Annotated in this window: 14 protein-coding genes; 2 read left to right on the forward strand and 12 right to left on the reverse strand. The window is 76.0% G+C overall.

Annotation, left to right across the window (positions count from 1 at the left end):
* Position 1: 1 nt before the first annotated feature.
* The 8 genes from HFV08_RS25095 to HFV08_RS25130 all read right to left on the reverse strand — a co-directional run bounded on the left by HFV08_RS25095 (position 2) and on the right by HFV08_RS25130 (position 11,019).
* Positions 2-709 (reverse strand): spherulation-specific family 4 protein, encoded by a 708-nt coding sequence (locus tag HFV08_RS25095; protein ID WP_168542729.1) that lies wholly within the window; start codon positions 707-709, stop codon positions 2-4.
* Entirely contained in the window at positions 706-1,764 is a 1,059-nt protein-coding gene (locus tag HFV08_RS25100) for an NAD-dependent epimerase/dehydratase family protein (RefSeq protein ID WP_376770715.1), read from the reverse strand. The genes HFV08_RS25095 and HFV08_RS25100 overlap by 4 nt, the downstream gene beginning before the upstream one ends.
* Entirely contained in the window at positions 1,761-2,474 is a 714-nt protein-coding gene (locus HFV08_RS25105) for a nucleotidyltransferase family protein (protein ID WP_040246574.1), read from the reverse strand. The genes HFV08_RS25100 and HFV08_RS25105 overlap by 4 nt, the downstream gene beginning before the upstream one ends.
* Before the next feature lie 104 nt (positions 2,475-2,578).
* Entirely contained in the window at positions 2,579-3,535 is a 957-nt protein-coding gene (locus HFV08_RS25110) for a GDP-mannose 4,6-dehydratase (protein ID WP_376770717.1), read from the reverse strand.
* Between the two features lie 171 nt (positions 3,536-3,706).
* Positions 3,707-5,080, reverse strand: coding sequence for a hypothetical protein (locus HFV08_RS25115; protein WP_168542733.1), 1,374 nt, complete (start codon positions 5,078-5,080; stop codon positions 3,707-3,709).
* On the reverse strand, positions 5,077-6,657 hold the full coding sequence (pelF, locus tag HFV08_RS25120) for a GT4 family glycosyltransferase PelF (RefSeq protein ID WP_168542735.1): 1,581 nt from the start codon (positions 6,655-6,657) through the stop codon (positions 5,077-5,079). The genes HFV08_RS25115 and pelF overlap by 4 nt, the downstream gene beginning before the upstream one ends.
* Before the next feature lie 326 nt (positions 6,658-6,983).
* Complete coding sequence (locus HFV08_RS25125; RefSeq protein WP_168542737.1) at positions 6,984-9,143, reverse strand: hypothetical protein; 2,160 nt, start codon at positions 9,141-9,143, stop codon at positions 6,984-6,986.
* A gap of 499 nt (positions 9,144-9,642) precedes the next feature.
* Entirely contained in the window at positions 9,643-11,019 is a 1,377-nt protein-coding gene (locus tag HFV08_RS25130; protein WP_168542739.1) for an FAD-dependent oxidoreductase, read from the reverse strand.
* A gap of 127 nt (positions 11,020-11,146) precedes the next feature.
* Between HFV08_RS25130 and hemG the strand changes: the two genes are divergently transcribed.
* Positions 11,147-12,616: a protoporphyrinogen oxidase gene (hemG, locus tag HFV08_RS25135; RefSeq protein WP_168542741.1), complete on the forward strand. Its 1,470-nt coding sequence runs from the start codon at positions 11,147-11,149 to the stop codon at positions 12,614-12,616.
* 4 nt (positions 12,617-12,620) lie between these two features.
* Positions 12,621-13,346 (forward strand): hydrogen peroxide-dependent heme synthase, encoded by a 726-nt coding sequence (gene hemQ / locus HFV08_RS25140; protein WP_040246566.1) that lies wholly within the window; start codon positions 12,621-12,623, stop codon positions 13,344-13,346.
* Positions 13,347-13,431: 85 nt separating this feature from the next.
* Here the strand turns inward: hemQ and HFV08_RS25145 are convergent, their stop codons facing one another.
* The 4 genes from HFV08_RS25145 to HFV08_RS25160 form a co-directional block, all read right to left on the reverse strand.
* On the reverse strand, positions 13,432-15,069 hold the full coding sequence (locus tag HFV08_RS25145; RefSeq protein ID WP_168542743.1) for an alpha/beta hydrolase: 1,638 nt from the start codon (positions 15,067-15,069) through the stop codon (positions 13,432-13,434).
* A gap of 114 nt (positions 15,070-15,183) precedes the next feature.
* Positions 15,184-15,951 carry a TIGR04222 domain-containing membrane protein gene (locus tag HFV08_RS25150; protein ID WP_168542745.1) on the reverse strand — a complete coding sequence of 256 codons (768 nt, stop codon included), beginning with the start codon at positions 15,949-15,951 and terminating at the stop codon, positions 15,184-15,186.
* Positions 15,952-16,405: 454 nt separating this feature from the next.
* Positions 16,406-17,419: a TIGR04222 domain-containing membrane protein gene (locus tag HFV08_RS25155; protein WP_168542747.1), complete on the reverse strand. Its 1,014-nt coding sequence runs from the start codon at positions 17,417-17,419 to the stop codon at positions 16,406-16,408.
* 4 nt (positions 17,420-17,423) lie between these two features.
* A complete protein-coding gene (locus tag HFV08_RS25160; RefSeq protein ID WP_168542749.1) occupies positions 17,424-18,938 on the reverse strand; it encodes an MbnB/TglH/ChrH family RiPP precursor modification enzyme in 1,515 nt (504 codons plus the stop codon).
* Positions 18,939-19,029 lie beyond the last annotated feature (91 nt).

The following is a 19,029-nucleotide window of genomic DNA, read 5'->3' on the forward strand; positions in this document are numbered from 1 at the left end:
TTCACGCGGGGTCCTCGGTTCGCAGGGGGTTCTGGGCGGTCCGGGGGCTCACGGCGTCCTCCGGTGGCAGGGCGGGCGGCCGGTTCCACGGGTTGGGTCCCGCGCCGGGCGCCGCGCAGTGCACACCGGCGCCCCGCTCGCGGGCCGTCCGCGCGGCCAGCCCGGCGAGCGCGGGCGGTACCCCGTACACCAGGTGGCAGAAGCGTTCCGGGGGATGGCGGGTGGTCCAGTCGGGGGCGGTGAAGGAGCCGAGGTAGGTGGACCAGTGGCCCTCGAAGGTGACGAGCAGGTCCGCGGCGCGGGCGTAGCCGGGGGCCGGGTGGACGCCCGGGTTGAGGACGACGGTCCGGGCGCCGCGGCCGCGGGCCGCGCGGATCAGGCCCCGGCAGGCCCGCAGCCCCGAGGCCCCCGGGTCCGTCCGGTCGAGGAAGCAGCCCTCGGTGCCGTACCAGTCCCGGTGGCGCTCCAGGTCCCGCAGCACCTCCCGGCGCGGGCGGCGCCCGTAGGCGGTGTCCACGTAGCCGAGCACCCGCACGCCCGCCGACCGCAGCGCGCCGGCGGCGGCCGCGAACGCGGGATCGGGTGAACTGCCGGGCCCGTCGGCCGCGTTGAGCACCACCGCGTACATCCGCGACGGGGCTTCGGCCACCGACTCCCAGGCCGCCGGGTCAACGGCCGGGTGGACGTAGAGCGGTACGAGCAGGGTCATACGGGCTCCTCCGCCGGGGCGGGCGGCGGGGCGAGGGGCGTTCGGGGCACGAGCGGTCCGGCCGCCGGTCCGCCTGCTCCCGGTCCGCCCGCCCGCGCGGCCCGCCCCGCGGTCCTCTCCTTGTCGTTCCCGTCCGCCCCCGCCGTCTCCTGCCCGCTCTCCTCCCAGAGCGCGGTCAGCGAGTCGGTCAGCGAGTGGCGCGGGCGCCAGCCGAGGGCGGTGGCGGCGCGGGTCACGTCCGCGCAGCTCCAGTCCACCTGTCCGGAGCGGGCGGAGCCGCCCCCGGCCTCCTCCCGCAGGTGCCCGCCGGAGCCCGCGATCGCGAGCAGCGCGGTGGCCAACTCCCGTACCCGCACGGCCTCTCCGCTGCCGATGTTCACCACCCCGGGCAGCGGCCCCGGCGCGCGCAGCGCGAGGTGCACCGCCCGGGCCACATCGCGTACGTCCACGAAGTCCCGGTGGGCGGAGAGGTCGCCCACCCGGACCACCGTGCCGGGGCCGTTCGCCGCCGCCCGGCGCAGGGCCGCGGCGAGCCGGCCGGGCAGGCCTGCCTCCGGGGCCCCGGCGCCGACCGGGTTGGTCACCCGCAGCACCACCGCGTCGGCCCCGGAGGCGGTGACGGTCAGGGTGCCCGCGAGCTTGCTCGCGCCGTAGTGGCCGAGGGGCGCGGCGGGCGCGTCCTCCCGTACCCGCTCCCCGTGCGGCACCCTGCCGTACTCGGCGGCGGAGCCGAGGTGGACCAGGCGGGCCCCGGGGGCGGCCCGGTCCAGCGCCGCGCAGAGCACCGCGGGCAGCCGGGAGTTGAGCGCGGACAGCTCCCGGGGGCCGCCGCCGACCGCGCCCGCGCAGTTGACCACCGCGTCCGGCGCGGCCGCCGTGAGCAGGGCGGCCAGCCCGGGCACGGTGACCGTTGCCAGGTCGGCGTGGAGGTCGGCCCCGGGCCCGCGGCCCGCGGTGCGCAGGAGGATCCCGCGCTCCGCACGGAGCAGCCGGGTGAGGTGCCCGCCGAGGAAGCCGGTGGCACCGAGCACCAGTACCCGCATGCCCGTGCTCACGCTCCCTTCAGCAGCAGCGAACGGTGGGTGGTGAACTCGGCGTTGGCGCGGTCGTAGTCGTCCGGGCGGCCGATGTCGAGCCAGTAGCCGTCGAAGTCGTGGGCGTGCGGCGGGGTGTCCGCCTTGAGCAGGTCCAGGACGAGTTCGTCGAAGCCGAGGGGCAGGCCCGGGGTGTAGGCGGCCAGGGTCTCGCGGGAGAGCCCGTAGACGCCCATCGAGACGCGGTAGTTCATCCGGGGCTTCTCGGTGAAGGCGACCACCTTGCTGGAGTCGGTGGTCAGCACCCCGAAGTCGATGTGCACGTCGCGGGCGTAGGTGGCGATGGTCAGGGGCGCCCCGGAGTCGATGTGGCCGCGCAGGACCGAGGCGTAGTCGAGGTCGGTGAGGATGTCGCCGTTCATCACGAGGAAGTGCTCGGGCAGCCGGTCCATCATGGTCAGCAGCGGGCCCATGGTGCCGAGCGGGCTGTCCTCGGTGGAGTAGCCGACGCGCAGGCCCCAGCGGGCGCCGTTGCCCACGTAGGCGCGGATGATGTGGCCGAGATGGCCGATCGCGAGGGTGCAGCTGGTGAATCCGGCGGAGGCCAGCTGGCGCAGCACGATCTCCAGGATCGCGTGCTGGTCGCCGATCGGCACCAGCGGCTTGGGCAGCGCGGTGGTGTACGGCCGCAGCCGGACACCCTTTCCTCCGGCGAGAATGACTGCGTGCACGGGATGCCTCCCCTGTCGGGCCCTGCGGGCGGTGGTGGGCGGTACGTGGTGGTGTGCGGTGGCGGGACGGCGGCGGGCGCGAGCGAGGGCCGCGCCCGGCCGCGCTAGATGTTGTAGATGTCCGTCTTGTACCGCGCGAGGTTGGCCGGTTCGCGGAAGAAGGCGATGGTCTCGGCGAGTCCGCTCTCCAGGTCGTACGCGGGGCGCCAGCCGGTGGCCGCGCGCAGCCGCCCGGCGTCCGCGACCAGCCGCATGACCTCGGAGTTGGCGGGCCGGATGCGGGCGCAGTCCTCGCGTACGTCGAGGTCGGCGGACATCAGCTTGCCGATCAGGCGGACCAGGTCGCCGACCGAGATCTCGCCGCCGGTGCCCGCGTTGAAGGTGCGCCCGGCCACCTCGGCGGCCGGGGCGGTGCCGACCGCGAGGAAGGCCCGCGCGGTGTCCTTGACGAAGGTGAAGTCGCGGGTGGGGCGCAGGTCCCCGAGGGTGAGGGTGCGTTCGCCCGCGGCGATCTGCCCGATCACGGTGGGGATCACCGCGCGCATCGACTGCCGGGGGCCGAAGGTGTTGAACGGCCGCAGGGTCACCACCGGGGTGCCGAAGCTCGCGTGGTAGCTGTCCGCGAGCCGGTCCGCGCCGGCCTTCGAAGCGGCGTACGGGGACTGGGTGTTGATCGGGTGGTCCTCGGTGATCGGCACGGTCAGCGCGGTGCCGTAGGTCTCGCTGGTGGAGGTGTGCACCAGCCGCGGGGTGCCGAGGCGGCGGACCGCTTCGAGGACGTTGAGGGTGCCGGTGATGTTGGTGTCCACATAGCTGTGCGGCGCCCGGTAGGAGTAGGGGATCGCGATGAGCGCGGCCAGGTGGTAGACGGCCTCGGCGCCCTCGATCAGCGCGTGCACCGAGCCCGGGTCGCGGACGTCCCCGAGCTGGATGTCCACCTCCTCGCGCACCTCGGCGGGCAGGGTCTCCAGCCAGCCGTAGGAGGAGAAGGAGTTGTACTGGACCATGGCGCGCACCCGGTGTCCGGCGCGGACCAGGGCCTCGGTGAGATGGGAGCCGATGAAGCCCTCGGCGCCGGTGACGGCGACGGTCGTGCCACCGTCGTCACCGGGGTCGGCGGGGACGGGGCGGTCGGCGGGAGTGCGGTTCACGTTCGCCTCCTGGGCGGGGAGTCGGGCACGGGCAGCGGGTGTCCGGGCGGGTCGGGATCGCGATGCGGGTACGGGTGCGGGTCAGGCGTGGGCGGTGGGCCGGGCCGTGCGGGCCGCCGCGAGGGCGAGCAGTACGGTCCCGGCCGCGGTACAGCCGAGGAGCTGGGCCGGAGCCGGGTCGAGCAGGCCGAGGGCGGGCGGCAGGGCGGCGGTGAGGGCGGCCGCCGCGCAGCCGAGGGCGGCGGGCCAGGCGGTGCCGAAGGCCTGGAGGAGCAGGGCGGTGAAGAGCACCGCGGCCAGCGCGGCGAGCGGGGCCGGGGCGCTGCCCGTCAGGAGGCCCCCGGCGGCGACCGGAAGCAGATAGCAGCCGAGGCACAGGGCGAGGGCCCGGGCCGCGCGCAGGGCGAAGGCGGCCGGGGTGCGGCTGGCGCGCAGTGCCGAGACCGCGAGGCCCCGGAAGCGGAAGAGCAGCCATTCGGCCGGGCCCATGCTGAGGGTCAGCACCACCACGGAGAGCGGTTCCCGCCGTCCCGCCGTCAGGGCGAGGACCCCGGCCGCGACGCCGAACAGGCCGTAGGGCAGGGAGCGGTGCCAGGCGGGCGCGGGTCCGGACGGCCGTTCCTGGCCGCGCAGCGGGAGCAGGGCGCGCACCGCGGCCGCCGCCGTAAGGAGCACGGCCGCCAGGCAGAGCGAGGGCCCGGCCCAGGGCGGCAGCACCCCGAACGGCAGGGCCGCCGCGCCCGCCGCCAGCGGCAGCAGGGCGCAGGCGAGGACCCGTTCGCCGCCCAGCACGAGCAGGACCCCGGCCGCCGCCAGATAGAGCGACTGCCCGGCGAGGAAGGCGGCGCCCTCGGCGGAGGGGGCCGAGGCCGCCCCGGCGCCGGTGGCGAGCGCCGCCCCGGCCGGCGCCCCGAGGGCGAGGGTGCGCCGGGCGGCCGGGCGTCCGGTGGCCAGGCGCAGATGGGCGCGGTGGCTGAGCGCCTGGGACCAGGCCCAGGACAGCAGCGCCGCGAGGACCAGTCCGCGCAGGGTGCCGCGGTCCGCGAGCGGTCCGGGGGCGAGCAGATAGCCGAGACCGGGGAGCGCGAACAGCAGCCCGCGCAGGGCGCAGCGGAGGGTGTCGGGGCGCCAGGGGTCCGGCGCGGCCGGGGGCGCGGGGTGGCTGCGCGGCACCCGCCGGTACAGGTCCTCGGCGAGCTGGAACAGGTCCCGGTGCCCGTACTCGCGCCGGATCCGGCTCTCGGTCATGCCGAGCGACTCCAGGAGGGCGGCGACCTCGTACGGGTGCACGGCGGGGCCGGTCCGGTCGGCGAGTTCCGCGGCGAGCAGGTCCACCGGGTCGGCGCCGTCGGCGGCCGCCACCGCGGGGGCGCCGCGCCCGCCGGGCAGCCGCAGCACCGCGGCCACCGGCTCGGCCGTGCGTGCCGCCTCGGTCAGCGGCATCGGCCCGCTCATCCGGCGGCCTCCCGGGAGGGCGCGGAGATCCGCAGGGGGGCGGCGGCGCGTGCCGCCCGCCGGGGTCCGGCCGCCGGGTGCCGCGCCTCGTCCGGTGCCGCGGCCAGGTGCAGGGCAGGCGTGAAGTCCTCGGCGCCGGAGGCGAGACGGCCGTAGATCTCGCGGAAGGTGTCGACCGTGCGGCGGAGGGTGAACTGCTCGATCACCCGCAGCCGGGCCGCCTCGCCGAGGGCCGCCCGGCGCCCGGGGTCCCGCAGCAGCACGAGGGCGGCGTCCGCCATGGCCCGCGGGTCCCTCGGCGGCACCACGAGACCGGTCTCGCCCACGGCCTCCCGGACACCGCCGACATCGGTGGAGACGGTGGCCCGGCCGCAGGACATCGCCTCGATCAGGGTGAAGGGGAAGCCCTCGCTGATGCTGGAGAGCATGACCACGTTCCCGGCCGCGTAGGCGTCGGTGATGTCCTCCACCCGGCCCTCGAAGACCACCGCCTCGCCGTGGCCGAGCGAGTCGGCCAGCTGTGCGCAGCGCTCGCGGTAGGCCTCGCCGCCGCGCGGGGTGCCGCCGAAGAGCCGCAGCCGCGCCTCGGGGATCTCCTCGCGGACCAGGGCGAAGGCGCGTACCAGGGTCTCCAGGTCCTTGATCGGGTCCACCCGGCCCGCCCAGCTGAGGGTGGGCTGCGCGGGCTCGGGACCGGCGGGCGGGAAGTCCGCGGGATCGACGCCGTTGTAGACGGTACGGATGCGCTCGGGGGCCGCGCCGCCCTGCTCCTCCCAGAGCCGGTTGTAGCGGTTGCCCGGGGTGATCAGGCTCGCCCTGCGGTACGTCTCCTCGGCCAGCAGCCGGAAGAAGCCGAGCAGCAGCGCCTTGACCGGCCAGCCGCAGCCGCCGGTGCGGTAGCCGAGGTAGCGCTCGCGCAGATAGACGCCGTGCTCGGTCAACAGCAGCGGCACACCGTGCAGTTCGCGGGCGGCGAGCCCCGGCAGCGCCGCGAGCCCGCCGCTGACCGCGTGGCTCAGCCCGGTCTCGGGCGGGGCCGCGGCCAGCGGGCGCAGGGCGTGTTCGAGCAGCCCGGTGGCGGTCACCGCGTCGTGCAGGCTCGGGCGCGCCGCGGCCACGGCGAGGCCGGGGCTGTTCCACACCCGGGTCAGCACCCGCACCGCCTGCTCGCCGCGGAGCAGGGCGGTGAGCGCGCCCCGCCGTGCGTGCCGGGCGAGGCGGTAGAGGGCGGGCGCGAAGCCGTCCTCCGCCTCGGGGTCGACCAGCGCCCGCAGGAACTGCTCGTAGTCCGCGCGGAGTTGACGCCCGGCCCGGCCGCGCGGGGTCCGGCCCGCGGGCGGCGGGCCCCACAGGGGTATCTGCTGCGTGCCGCGCACCTGCGCGGGCAGCTCCCAGACGGGTTCCTCGCGGCCGGTGCCGGTCAGCGCGAGGACGTGGAACTCGGTCTCCGGCATGCCGCGGACGAGCTGGTCGCACCAGACGCTCACCCCGCCGTGGCTGTGCGGGTAGGTGCCTTCGGTCAGCAGCGTGACCCGTGGCGCGCCGCCGGGGCGCGCGGGACTCGCGGGTGGACGCATCGAGCCGCTCCAGTGGTGGTCCGTGCACGGGACGGGCGCCCGCCCGCCGCGCCGGGGCACGGCGGCGGGGCGGCGGGGCCGGTCCCGGTGAGGGTGGGTGACGGGGTGCAGCGGTGCGGGCCTGGGGTCTGTCGTCACACTCCCCTCGTCGCCCGGAGGGCGGCGTCGCGGCGTCTGGTGCCTGCTCGCCGGCGGTGCCCCCTGCTCGAAGAGCTCGGGGGAGTGCCGGGTGCAGGGCCTCGTACCGGACGTACTCGGCCTTGCGCCCGGTGCGGCGAGAGTGCGTGCCAGGCGTCGTGGCGCAGAGGGGAGTGTGAGGACGGGCCCTAGCGGCCCCGGGACGGCGGCGCCTGCCGGGCGGGGCCGGGAGCCGCCTGCTTCCTTACGCCCTGCGGTACGGGCAACTTCCGTACTTCGGCGGGCAGTTGGGCGCGGCTCGCGGTGGCCGCCGGGGCGAGGGGCGCGTCCGGGACGTTCAGCGAGACCTGCCCCTGGAGCAGGGCGGGGGAGACCCAGCCGCTGAGTCGCCCGGCGTAGGCGGAGCCGAAGGGGGTGCTGCCGAGGAGGAGGTACTGCCGGGTGCCCGCGGGCATGGTGGCGAGGGTCTCCACGCCCGCCGGGGTCTGCACGGTGACGGTCTCGCCGACGCGGTAGGCGGTGACCTTGTTCGCCCGTACCGCGTCCTGGAAGGCGGCGCGCTTGCGCAGTTCCTCGCCGGTGTCGGACATCCGCGGGTTCACCAGCGGGGTGTTCGCGGCGAAGAGCGAGGCGTAGGAGGAGAGGACCTTCTCCAGGACCGGGTAGGCGATCCGGTCCTCGGCCAGGTTGGACTGGTGGATGAAGTGCGGGCGCACATCGCCGGAGAGGACATGGCCGAGGGCGAGCGCCGACTCCAGCGGCACGATCCGGTCCTGGTAGCCGGTCGCGGTGTCCAGCGGGGCGTCCAGGCAGGTGGTCACCGGGGAGGTCTCGCACAGTCCGCTGCCGCCGTCGGCGCGGCGGGTGTAGATCCAGTTGTACTCGTCGACCTGCTCCTCGGCGCGGCCCACGTTGTAGAAGATGTTCATCGGGTAGCGCGGCACGGTACGGGCGGATCCCGCCGAACGCTGCGCGGGCTCACGGGAGTTGTCGGAGCCGAGCCAGCCGATGCCGTTCTCGGCCAGCGCGGGCGCGAGGTTCGGGTTGTCCGCGGGCTGCTGCGGCAGCACCTTCAGGCCCGAGTGCTCGCCGGTGACCAACTCCTTCTCGTTCAGCGGGAGTTTGGCCTTCTGGCCCCAGCGGCGGTTCTCCGAGATCTGCTGCGAGATCTCGCTGCGGGGGACGTAGCGCACGGCGCCCGAGGCGTCGGTCGCGCACTTCCACGGCACCGCCGAGACGTCCTGGACGCAGCCCAGGAAGGGGTGTTCGTAGGTGTGGTTGACCCAGCGGTAGTCCGCGCGGTCGGCGAGCAGCCGGTCGGCCAGCGGGTCGCCGCCCTCCTGCTCGCGGTACTGGTCGCTGCCCGCCCCGTTGTAGACCAGGTCCAGGGTCAGCCCGTGCTCGCGCGACCAGCTGCGGGCGTGGGCGGCGTCCTCGGCGGTCATCCGGATCGGGTCGGGTTCCCCGCCGCCGTCCGCGCAGTCGATGTCCCCGGGCGTGCAGTTGAGCGTGCTGTCCCAGCGGTCGTCCGCGGCGAAGACGTCGTCGACGTGCACCGTGAAGTGGTGGCGCGAGGCCCCGAGGTGGATCCCCTGGGTCATCCAGTCCACGATGCCCCGGGCCAGCAGCCGGAACTGCTGCTGGTACTGGTTGTAGGCGAAGGTGACCACGAGTTCGCGCCGCCCGTCGTGCCGGTACTCGCCGACCAGCGAGCCCCGCCCGCCCCCGGCCAGCGGCGCGTCCACGTACGGGGTGAAGTCGGCGCCCGGCGCGGGTGCCGCGAGGAAGCCGTAACTCTCGCTCACCGAGGGAGAGCTGTCCTCGAAGGGCACCGCGCCGCGCAGATAGCCGAAGGGGCCGGAGCGCCCCGCCTCGGTGACCGCGGCCCGCACCCCGTCCAGCGAGCGGCTGTCCCCGGGCTCCGGATAGCCGAGGCCCGCCTCGGGGTTGGCCCAGGTGTAGGCGTCCACCTGCGGGATCCCGTAGCGCTGCTCGTAGGCGGCGAGGGCGGCGAGTTCGGGCGACCCCGAGCCGAAGGGGTTGGCGTCCGGCAGCACCACGGCCTGGAACTTCGCCCGCGGACGTCCCCCTACGGAGTCCGCGAGGAAGGCGGCGGTGAGCACCGGACGCCCGGCACTGTTCAGGTCCACCCGGGTGTACGGGGTTCCCTGGGCGTCGAGTTCGGCCCGTACCGCCTCGACGGCGGGGCCGCCGTCCGAGACGAGCAGGACCCGCAGGTCGACCCGCGGTTGCGGCTGCGCGGGCGCCGCGGATGCCCCGGCCGGTGCCGTGAGCGTGAGGAGCAGGGAGCCTGCGGCCAGCGCCGCCGCTCGCGCGGTGTTCTTCATCCGGTGTTCGTTTCCCTTCGTCGGGCCATGCCGGGGCATGGCCCGTCCCCCCCCCAGCGGTCCGGAGCACGCGGTGCGTGTCCGGCTCGCTCTGCCGCGTCACATAGTGCGGCTCGGGTGTGCAGGGTGCGAGGATTCTGTGAACGTTGACCGAAAAAAGGCGTCAAGGTCATCCCGGTCCACTTCGGGCAGCGGACGGGCTCCTCGGGGAGGGGCGCCCGGCACCCCGGCCGCGTTTGCGCAGCTCTGCTGATCAACTGTCAACAGTGCCTGGGGGAGGGCGAGTTGGGGAAGCGCTTGCACCGGATCCGCGCCGGTGCCGCTGACCTGGACCATTGGTCAACCGGAACCGGACAGCGCCGATCACCGCCTGCCCGGCGCCGACACCGGTGCCGCGCGCGGGGCGCACCGCTGAACGCGCCCCTTCGCGCCCGCGGACACCTGTGCGACCGCGCCCCTCGTACGCGCCGCGCGCCCCGCTGCCGGGAGAACCGGAAGCTCAGTACCCCGCCTCCCGGACCGCCTGCGCGGCCTTGCGCGCGGCCACCAGGACGGGGTCCCACACCGGCGAGAACGGCGGGGCGTAGCCGAGGTCCAGGGCGGTCATCTGCTCCACCGTCATCCGGGCGGTCAGGGCCACGGCCGCGATGTCCACCCGCTTGGCGGCGCCCTCGCGGCCCACGATCTGCACCCCGAGCAGCCGTCCGGTGCGGCGCTCGGCGAGCATCTTCACCGTCATCCGCCCGGCGTCCGGGTAGTAGCCCGCCCGGCTGGTCGACTCGATGGTCACCGCGTGGAACTCCAGGCCCACCGCGCGGGCGTCCTTCTCCCGCAGACCGGTCCGCGCGATCTCCAGATCGCAGACCTTGCTCACCGCCGTGCCGACCACACCGGGGAAGGTCGCGTAGCCGCCGCCCGCGTTGGTGCCGATCACCTGGCCGTGCTTGTTGGCGTGGGTGCCGAGCGCGATGTGCCGCTCCTGACCGGAGACCAGGTCGAGCACCTCCACGCAGTCGCCCCCGGCCCAGATGTTCTCGTGCCCGCGCACCCGCATCGCGAGGTCGGTGAGCAGCCCGCCGTACGCGCCGAGCGGCAGACCGGCGGCCGCGGCGAGCGAGGTCTCCGGCCGCACCCCGGTGCCGAGGACCACCACCTCGGCCGGGTGGCGCCCCTCGGCGGTGGTCACCGCGCGGGCCCGGCCGTCCTCGCCGGTCTCGATCCCGGTGACCTCGGTCCCGTTGACCATCTCGATGCCGAGTCCGCACATCGCCTCGTGCACCTGGCGCCCCATGTCCGGATCGAGGGTGGCCATCGGCTGCGCCGAGCGGTTGAGCACGGTCACCGCGTAGCCGCGCTGGATCAGCGCCTCGGCCATCTCGACCCCGATGTACCCGGCGCCGATGACGACGGCCCGCCGGGGCCCCTCCGGCGCGAGCGAGTCGAGCAGCGCCTGCCCGTCGTCCAGGGTCTGCACCCCGTGCACCCCGGGGGCGTCGATCCCCGGCACCGGCGGGCGCAGCGGCCGCGCCCCGGTGGCGATCACCAGCTTGTCGTACGAGGTCCACTCCTCGGTGCCCGACTCCAGGTCCCGGGCGCGCACCCGGCCGCGGCCGGTGTCGATCCCGGTGACCTCGGTGCGCATCCGCAGCCCGATCTCCCGCTCCCGGTGCTGCGCGGGCGAGCGGGCGATCAGCGCGTCCCGCTCCTGGACCACCCCGCCCACCCAGTACGGGATCCCGCAGGCCGAGTAGGAGGTGAAGTGGCCGCGCTCGAAGGCGAGGATCTCCAGCTCCGCCGGGCTCCGCAGCCGCCGGGCCTGCGAGGCGGCCGACATGCCCGCCGCGTCCCCGCCGATGATGACCAGCCGCTCGCGCATCGCACACTCCCCGGGTCCGGGTCCACCGCCCCGTGCCCGGGGCCCGACTGGTGATCACCGTAGCGGGGGCGCCCCCGGCGCCCGGCCTCCGCTCCGTACGGCGCCGGGTGTTTGAGAGAGTGGCCCCATGGACGCAGCGCAACCGGCGCGGGCCGGGGCCCCGCACGCCGTCGTCGTCGGAGGCGGGATCACGGGCCTCGCCGCCGCCCACCGGCTGCTCGGCGCCGGATACACCGTCACCCTCGCCGAGGCCTCCGAACGCCTCGGCGGCAAGCTCCTGCCCGGCGAGATCGCGGGCGTACGGGTCGATCTCGGCGCCGAGTCGCTGCTCGCCCGGCGCCCCGAGGCCGTGGAACTCGCCCGGGCCGCCGGACTCGGCACGCGCGTCGAGGCCCCGGCGACGGCGAGCGCCTCGCTGTGGACGGGGGGTGCGCTGCGCCCGATGCCCAAGGGCCATGTGATGGGCGTACCCGGCGATCCCGAGGCGCTCGCCGGGCTGCTCTCCGCGGAGGGCCTCGCCCGCCTCGCCCGGGAGCGGGAGCTGCCGCCGACCGAGATCGGCGAGGACATCGCGGTCGGCGCCTATGTCGCCGAGCGCCTGGGCCGCGAGGTGGTGGACCGCCTGGTGGAACCGCTCCTCGGCGGCGTCTACGCCGGGGACGCCTACCTGCTCTCGCTGCGCTCGGCCGTGCCCCAGCTCTTCGAGGCCGCCCGCCGGCACACCTCCCTGCTCGACGCGGTCACCGAGATTCAGCGCCGGGCCGCCCGCAACCCCGCCGCCGGGCCGGTGTTCGCCGGGATCGACGGCGGGGTCGGCAGCCTCCCGCTCGCCGTCGCCGAGCGGGTACGCGAACAGGGCGGCCGCATCCTCACCGGCACCCCCGTGACCGCGCTGCGCCGCCCGGTGCCCGGCGGCCCCTGGCAGATCGGCACCCGCGAGGGCGTCCTCACCGCGGACGCCGTGGTCCTCGCGCTGCCCGCCGCCCCGGCCGCCCGGCTCCTGGAGACGGTGGCCCCCGCCGCCGCGGCCGAACTGCGCACGATCGAGTACGCCTCGATGGGTCTTGTCACCCTCGCCTACCGGGCACGGGACGCCGCCGGGCTGCCGGCGGGCAGCGGCTTCCTGGTGCCGCCGGTCGAGGGCCGCACCATCAAGGCGGCCACCTTCGCCAGCCGCAAATGGGGCTGGATCGCCCGGCAGGACCCGGAGTTGCTGGTGCTGCGGACCTCGGTCGGGCGACACGGCGAGAGCGCGGTACTCGCCCGCGAGGACACGGAACTGGTCGAGATCTCCCGGCAGGACCTGCGCGCCGCCACCGGCCTGGACGCCGAGCCGGTCGCCTCCCGGGTGACCCGCTGGCACGAGGGGCTGCCGCAGTACCCGGTGGGGCACGCCGCCCGGGTCGCCCGGATCCGCGGCCACCTGGCACAGCTCCCCGGCCTCGCCGTCTGCGGTGCCGCCTACGACGGGGTCGGGGTGCCCGCCTGCATCGCCGGCGCCCGGGCCGCCGCGGACGCGCTCACCGGGGACGCGGGGGCGCTGACCGCGCTCGCCCGGAACCCGGTGCAGAGCACCCACGGCGGCGCGGGAGAATAGCGGCATGAGCGACGACGCATCCGCCAAGATCCCGAACATCGGCAAGAAGGCCAAGGACCTCAACGAGGTCATCCGGTACACGCTGTGGTCCGTCTTCAGGCTGCGCGACGTACTGCCCGGCGACACCGACCGCCCCCGCCTCGCCGCCGAGGTCCAGGAGCTCTTCGACCAGCTGGCCGCCAAGGACGTCACCATCCGCGGCACCTACGACGTCTCGGGCCTGCGCGCCGACGCCGATCTCATGATCTGGTGGCACGCCGAGACCGCCGAGCAGCTCCAGGAGGCCTACAACCTCTTCCGCCGCACCGGCCTCGGCCGCGCCCTGGAACCGGTCTGGTCGAACATGGCGCTGCACCGCCCGGCCGAGTTCAACCGCTCCCACATCCCGGCCTTCCTCGCCGACGAGACCGCCCGCGACTACGTCAGCGTCTACCCCTTCGTGCGCTCCTACGACTGGTACCTGCTGGCCGACGAGGACCGCCGCCGGATGCTCGCCGACCACGGCAAGATGGCGCGCGGCTACCCGGACGTCCGCGCCAACACGGTGGCCTCGTTCTCGCTCGGCGACTACGAGTGGATCCTCGCCTTCGAGGCCGACGAGCTCCACCGCATCGTCGACCTCATGCGCCATCTGCGGGCCTCCGAGGCCCGGATGCACGTCCGCGAGGAGGTGCCCTTCTACACCGGGCGCCGCCGCAGCGTCGCCGAACTCGTGGACGCGCTGGCCTGATCCGCCGCACCGGTCCCGGCGGCTGCCTCCTGGCCGGGGTACGGCGGGCGCGGGAGGTCGCAACTGCCGCCGTGCGCGCCCCGGTTCACTCCCCGCGTCGTACGTCGAAGCGGGCCCGGCCGCCGGTGGCCAGTGGACGCGGCTCGGGGTGCGGGGCGCAGCTGGTGTCGGCGGCGGGGAGGTGGCCCGCCACCAGGTAGTCGTCGAGGTGGCGGTTGACGCAGTCGTTCGGGCCGCCGCCGAGACCGGTCATCCCCGCGTCCCGCTCGGTCACCAGCACCGAACCGGCCAGCCGCCGCCGCAGTTCGCGCGCCCCGGCGAGCGGGGCGACCGCGTCCTGCTCGGCCGCCAGGATCAGCGTCGGCGGCAGGGTGCCGCGCGCGGAGCCCGCGGCCCGCGCGGCACCGGCGGCCCCCACGTCGACGGGCTTCCGCGCCTTCACCGGCCAGCTCGCACAGGGCAGATGGGCCCAGGTGTGCGCCCAGGCCGCGAACGGGGCGGTTCTCGCCAGCCGCGTGGCGTCCCGGTCCCAGGTGGCCCAGTCGCGCGGCCAGGCGCTGTCCTGGCACCGCACGGCCGCGGTCACCGCCGCCGCGTTCTCCCGCTCCGCCGCCGCCTCCGGAACGGGCGCGGCCTGCTGGATCAGGAACTCCCGCTCCCCGTGCACCCAGGCCGCGAGCGCGGTGGCCCGGATCGGCCAGTAGTCGTCGTAGAAGACCGTCTTGGCGAAGGCGGCCTGGAGCTGGGCCGGGCCCACCGTGCCGTCCGCGGGCTTCTTCGCCAGTTCCTCGCGCACCCCGTCGTAGCGGCGCTGCACGGCCGCGGCGGTGGTGCCGAGTCCGTAGGCCTCGTCATGGCGTGCCACCCAGTCGAGGAAGTCGTGCCAGCGCCGCTCGAAGGCGGCGCTCTGGCGCAGCGAGTCCGGGTAGCCCATCCGCCCCGGCGCGGGATCCGGCGCCGAGTCGAAGACCATCCGGCGCACATGCCCGGGGAAGAGGCTCGCGTGGACCGCGCCGACATAGCCGCCGTAGGAGACGCCCATGAAGGTCAGCCGCCGCTCGCCGAGGGCCGCGCGCAGCACGTCCAGGTCGCGGGCGCCGGTCTCGGTGGAGAACTGCTCCAGTCCGGTGCCCGCGGAGCTGAGGCAGCCCGCCGCGTACGCGGTGGCGCGGGCGCGGGCTTCCGCCTTGAACACGGCGTCCGGCCGCTGCGGGGCCGCGGTGGGCGCGTCGGCGGGGTCCTGGCAGGAGAGGCCGCCGTCCGCGCCCACCCCGCGCGGGGTGTAGCCCACCAGGTCGTAGGCGGAGTGCACGCGCTGCCAGGAGCCGAGGCCCGCGGCCATCGGGAAGTAGAGGCCGGAGGAGCCCGGCGTGCCGGTCTGGAAGACCAGCGAGCCCTGCCGCCGTACCGGCTTGCCCTCGGCGTCCGCCCCGGAGGCGCGCGCCCGGCTGACGGTGAGCGGGAGTTTCTGGCCGCCGGGGCGCGCGTAGTCCACCGGCACCGAGACCGTGCCGCACTCCACCGGGGGCTCCAGGTGGTACCGCTCCGGGCACGGGCCGAAGCGGATGCCCGCGGCGGCGGACTGCCGGGCGGCCTCGGCGGTGCCCGCGGCCAGTCGCTCGGCCGCGCTCGGCCGGGGCGCGGCGCCGGGCTGGGCGGGGGCCGTCGCGGCGGCGGTGAGGAGCAGGGAGCCGGTGACTGCCACGAGGGCGGCGGTGCGCATCGCTCGGCCTCATCCCTTCGGTCCGGTGAGACGCCCGGAAACGGGCGGACGGGAACAGAAGGGATGCTTGGGGGAGGGGCCGGGGAAGTAAAGGACCCCGGGTCCCTTGTCCGCTCAAAGAGTGCGCGGTGCCGCCGAACGCACCGCGAAGGCCGCCCGCAGCTGTGGATCGCCCGCCGCCCCGGTGCCGCGCAGCGCCACCTCGGTGAGCGCGGCCCCGCTGCCTCTGCCGCCGGACGGCAGCTCGGCGAGGAGCCGCCGGCCCGCCTGCGAGGCCCAGCGGGTGTACGGATAGGTCTCGAAGCGGGCGATGCCGAGCGAGCAGAGGCTCAGCAGCAGCGGCAGCGCGAACCAGCTCAGCAGGTCACCGCCGGGCGCGCCCCGGCCCGGCGCGAGGACCGCGGCCGCCGCGAGGACCGGCACCGCGAGGGCCACCGCCCTGACCTGGCGCACCGCCCCGGCGACGGTGCCTCGCGAGGACTCGGGCACCGCGAGCCCGGCGCGCACCAGGGCGTCCGCCAGCTCCCGTACCGGCGGCGCGGCGGCCGCGGCGGTGCGGACCTCGGCGATCGGCGACTGGCCGCCGGGGCCCACCGCCTCGATGACGGCCGCCTCCATCGGGTCCCTGGCCTCCTGGTCGACCACGGTGGCCCAGCCGGTGTGCGCGAGCAGCATCCGGCGCTCGTACGCCATCGAGACCAGGGTCAGTTCGGCTGCCCGGTGCGGACCGCCGGAGAGGAACGCGGCCTCGTACAGGGTCAGTTCGCGGCGGGTGCCGGGCCCCGCGTCCGCGGCGGCGGCGCGTACCGCCGCCAGGCACAGCCGGATGCAGGACACGAGGGCCGCCACACAGGCGAGCAGGAGGAAGAGCAGCCACAGCATGGCCGAGTTCTACGCGAAGCGGGCCCCCGGGCGCCACGGTTTCTTCACCTCGGATGCCGGAATGTGGCGCTTGGCACAGGGAAGTCGGGTGGCGGTGGCCTTGTCCGGCAGCCGAGGTGCCCCTGGCCGGGGTGCCGGCCGACCTGCCGAGGCGCCCCGGCCGAATTTGTCGAGGCGCCCCGAAGCAGGGGTGGTTGACTGCCCGATCCGGGCCACCGGCACGCAGACGGCTCGGGTTCTCGGTGAAGTGCCGTGCCGGTGGGGGCGATTGGCGGTTGTGCCGGGAGGCGGGGGCGGGTGGCTGCCGTACAGCGCTCTCCGTGACGGTGCTCGCCGCACTCTCCGTGACAGTGCTTTCCGCGACGGTGCTCTCCGTGGTGCGTGCCCCGGTGTCCCGGCCTCCGCGCCGCCGCCCGCCTCCGCGCCCGTACGGTGTGCTGCCGAGCGGGCCGGTCTACGAGGATCCGCCGCCGCAGCCCCCGCCACCCCCGCCGCCTCCGCAGGACGAGCCCGAGGATCCGCCGCAGGAGGACCCTCCGCACGAGGAGCCCGAGCCGCCGCCGCAGGAGCCCCCGGAGGCGCCCGAGCAGGAGGAGCCGCCGCAACTGCTGCCGCCGCAGGAGGAGCCGCCCCCGCCGCACCAGTTGACCTCCCCGGTGACCACCAGCGGCGTGCCGTACGCGGCGCCCTGAGCGCTGCCGGACAGCGCGGACGGGCGGACCCGCTCGCGCAGCGCCCGCAGCAGGATCGCGCGCAGCGCCGGATCGGGCAGGGCGCTCGGGCCGCGGACCGCGACCAGCGCCACCAGGTCCACGGCCGGGGCCCCGCTCGCCGCGAAGGCGCGCAGCGCCCGGCGCCCGGCGGTGGTCAGCGAACCCCGCGCCCGCACCAGCGAGACGAAGCCGAGGACGATGCCGAAGAAGAGGGCGGGCAGCACGGTGAGGACGAACGGCGCCGTGGAGTCGGCGTCCCACTCCACGTACTGCAGGACCGTCAGCGCGATCGCCAGCGGGAAGCCGAGCAGGCAGCCCACCGTGTGCACCAGCGCCCAGCGGCGCAGCGGGCGCAGCGCCCCGGGCGGCACCAGGAGCCCGCGCGCGGCGAGCCCGTCGCCGAGCGCCTGGACCTGCGGGCCCCGCATCACACCCGTACGCACCCAGTGCAGCGCGCCGCTCGGGGCGTGGGCGTGGGCGTCGAGCACGGACTGCTCGACCGGGTGCCGGACCTCGGCGCGCCGCACCCCGAGCAGGCCCGGCTCCGCCACGGCGAGCCGCCCGTCCAGGTGCATGGCGACCACGACGGTGTCCGCCACCCGGCCGGGACCGCCCGCGAGGAAGGCCACCTCCAGGACGTCCCGGGCGAACTCCCCGGGCGCGGCGGCCGAGGAGCGCGCCCGGTGCAGACCGGTCAGGAGCCGGACGGCCGAGCCGAGGACCAGGACATGGACCAGAGCCGTCAGGTACGTCATCTCCTCACCGCCCGGCGAGTACGGAGCGGGCGGCCCGGCGCAGCCTCGCCAGGGGCCGGGCGGACCGGGGCCGCGGCCCCTCCCGCTCCAGCCACCACTCGCGCAACTCCCCGCGCGCGGTGGCCTCTTCGGGCCCGCCGGCCAGCAGCAGATGCTCGGCGAAGTCCAGCGCGTCCCGCCGGTAGCCGCCGGTCATCGGCCGCGCCTGGGCATAGCCGAGGAAGGCCGCGCGGTATCCGGCGCCCAGGATCACCGGCAGCTCCGGCGCCACCTTCGCGACCACATCCGCCCGCTTGGCGGCCAGGGCGCGGCTCTGCACGGTGAGCCGGTTCCGGTCGAAGCCCTCGGGCGCGGGGGTGCCCGCCACCAGCGCGGAGAGCAGGGCGGTCTGCGCGAGCGCGAGGCGCTGGCGGGCGGCTTCGGGGACGGCGGACGGGGGAGAGGTGGCGGGCGGTGCCGGGATCGAGGTGGCGGGGGCTTCCGGGGCAGCCGCGGTGCCGAAGTCGGCGGCCTGAGCGCTCGGTTCGGATGATTCGGGCGGTTCGGAGGTGGTGGGCTGCGCGGTGGCCACGGCTGTGGTGGGCCGGGCGGCGGCCTCGGGAGTGCGGGGCCCGGTGCCGATTCCGCTGCCGCCGGCGGCAGTTGCCTCCCTCGGCGTCGCCGAGGTGTCGGCCGCGTCCCTCGCCCCGGGTGCCCCCGCCTCCCGTACCGTTCGGGTGATGTCCGCCAACTCCCGCTCCAGGGCGGCCGGTTCGGGGAAGTTCTCGTCGCGTTCCAGGAGCACGCCGGGCGGGGTGACCCGGGAGGCGAGCGCGGCGAGGACGTCGAGCACCGCGGGCGGCACGGGGTGGGCGTGCGAGTCGTGCCAGACGCCGTCCCGCTCGAAGCCCCCTGCCACATGCACATAGGCCAGCGCCTCCAGGGGCAGGGCGTCCAGCGCCTCGGCCGGGTCCTCGCCGCGGTTGACGTGGTTGGTGTGCAGGTTCGCCACGTCGATGAGCAGCCGCACCCCGGTGCGCTCGGCCAGCTCGTAGAGGAACTGACCCTCCGTCAACTCCTCGTCGGGCCAGGAGAAGAGCGCCGCGATGTTCTCCACGGCCAGCGGTACCGGCAGCTGGGCCTGGGCGATGCGGACGTTCTCGCAGAGCACGTCCAGCGCCTCGCGGGTGCGCGGCACCGGCAGCAGATGCCCGGCCTCCAGCGGCGGCGAGACGGTGCGCGTGCCCCCGGCGCGGACGAAGGCGATGTGCTCGGTCACCAGCGGGGAGCCGAGGCTCTCGGCCCGGGCGGCGAGGGCGGCGAGGCGCTCCTCGTCGGGGCGTTCGGCGCCGCCGAGACCGAGGCCGACGCCGTGCGGGACGACGGTGACACCGCGCTCCCGCAGCCGTACCAGGGACGGGGGAAGATGGCCGGGGCAGAGGTTCTCCGCGACCGTCTCCACCCAGTCGATGCCGGGCATCGCCTCCACCGCCTCGGCGATTTCCGGCCGCCAGCCGATGCCCGTACCCAGTCGCTCCATCTGTCTCTCCGTCCCCCGGTGTCCCGACAGGCCCGGGCGTCGCAGCTGCCGCGCCCGGGTCGTCCTGAGCCTCTTCTCGCCCCGTGGGCGA

This window comes from Streptomyces physcomitrii, from assembly GCF_012273655.1.
GTDB lineage: Bacteria > Actinomycetota > Actinomycetes > Streptomycetales > Streptomycetaceae > Streptomyces > Streptomyces physcomitrii.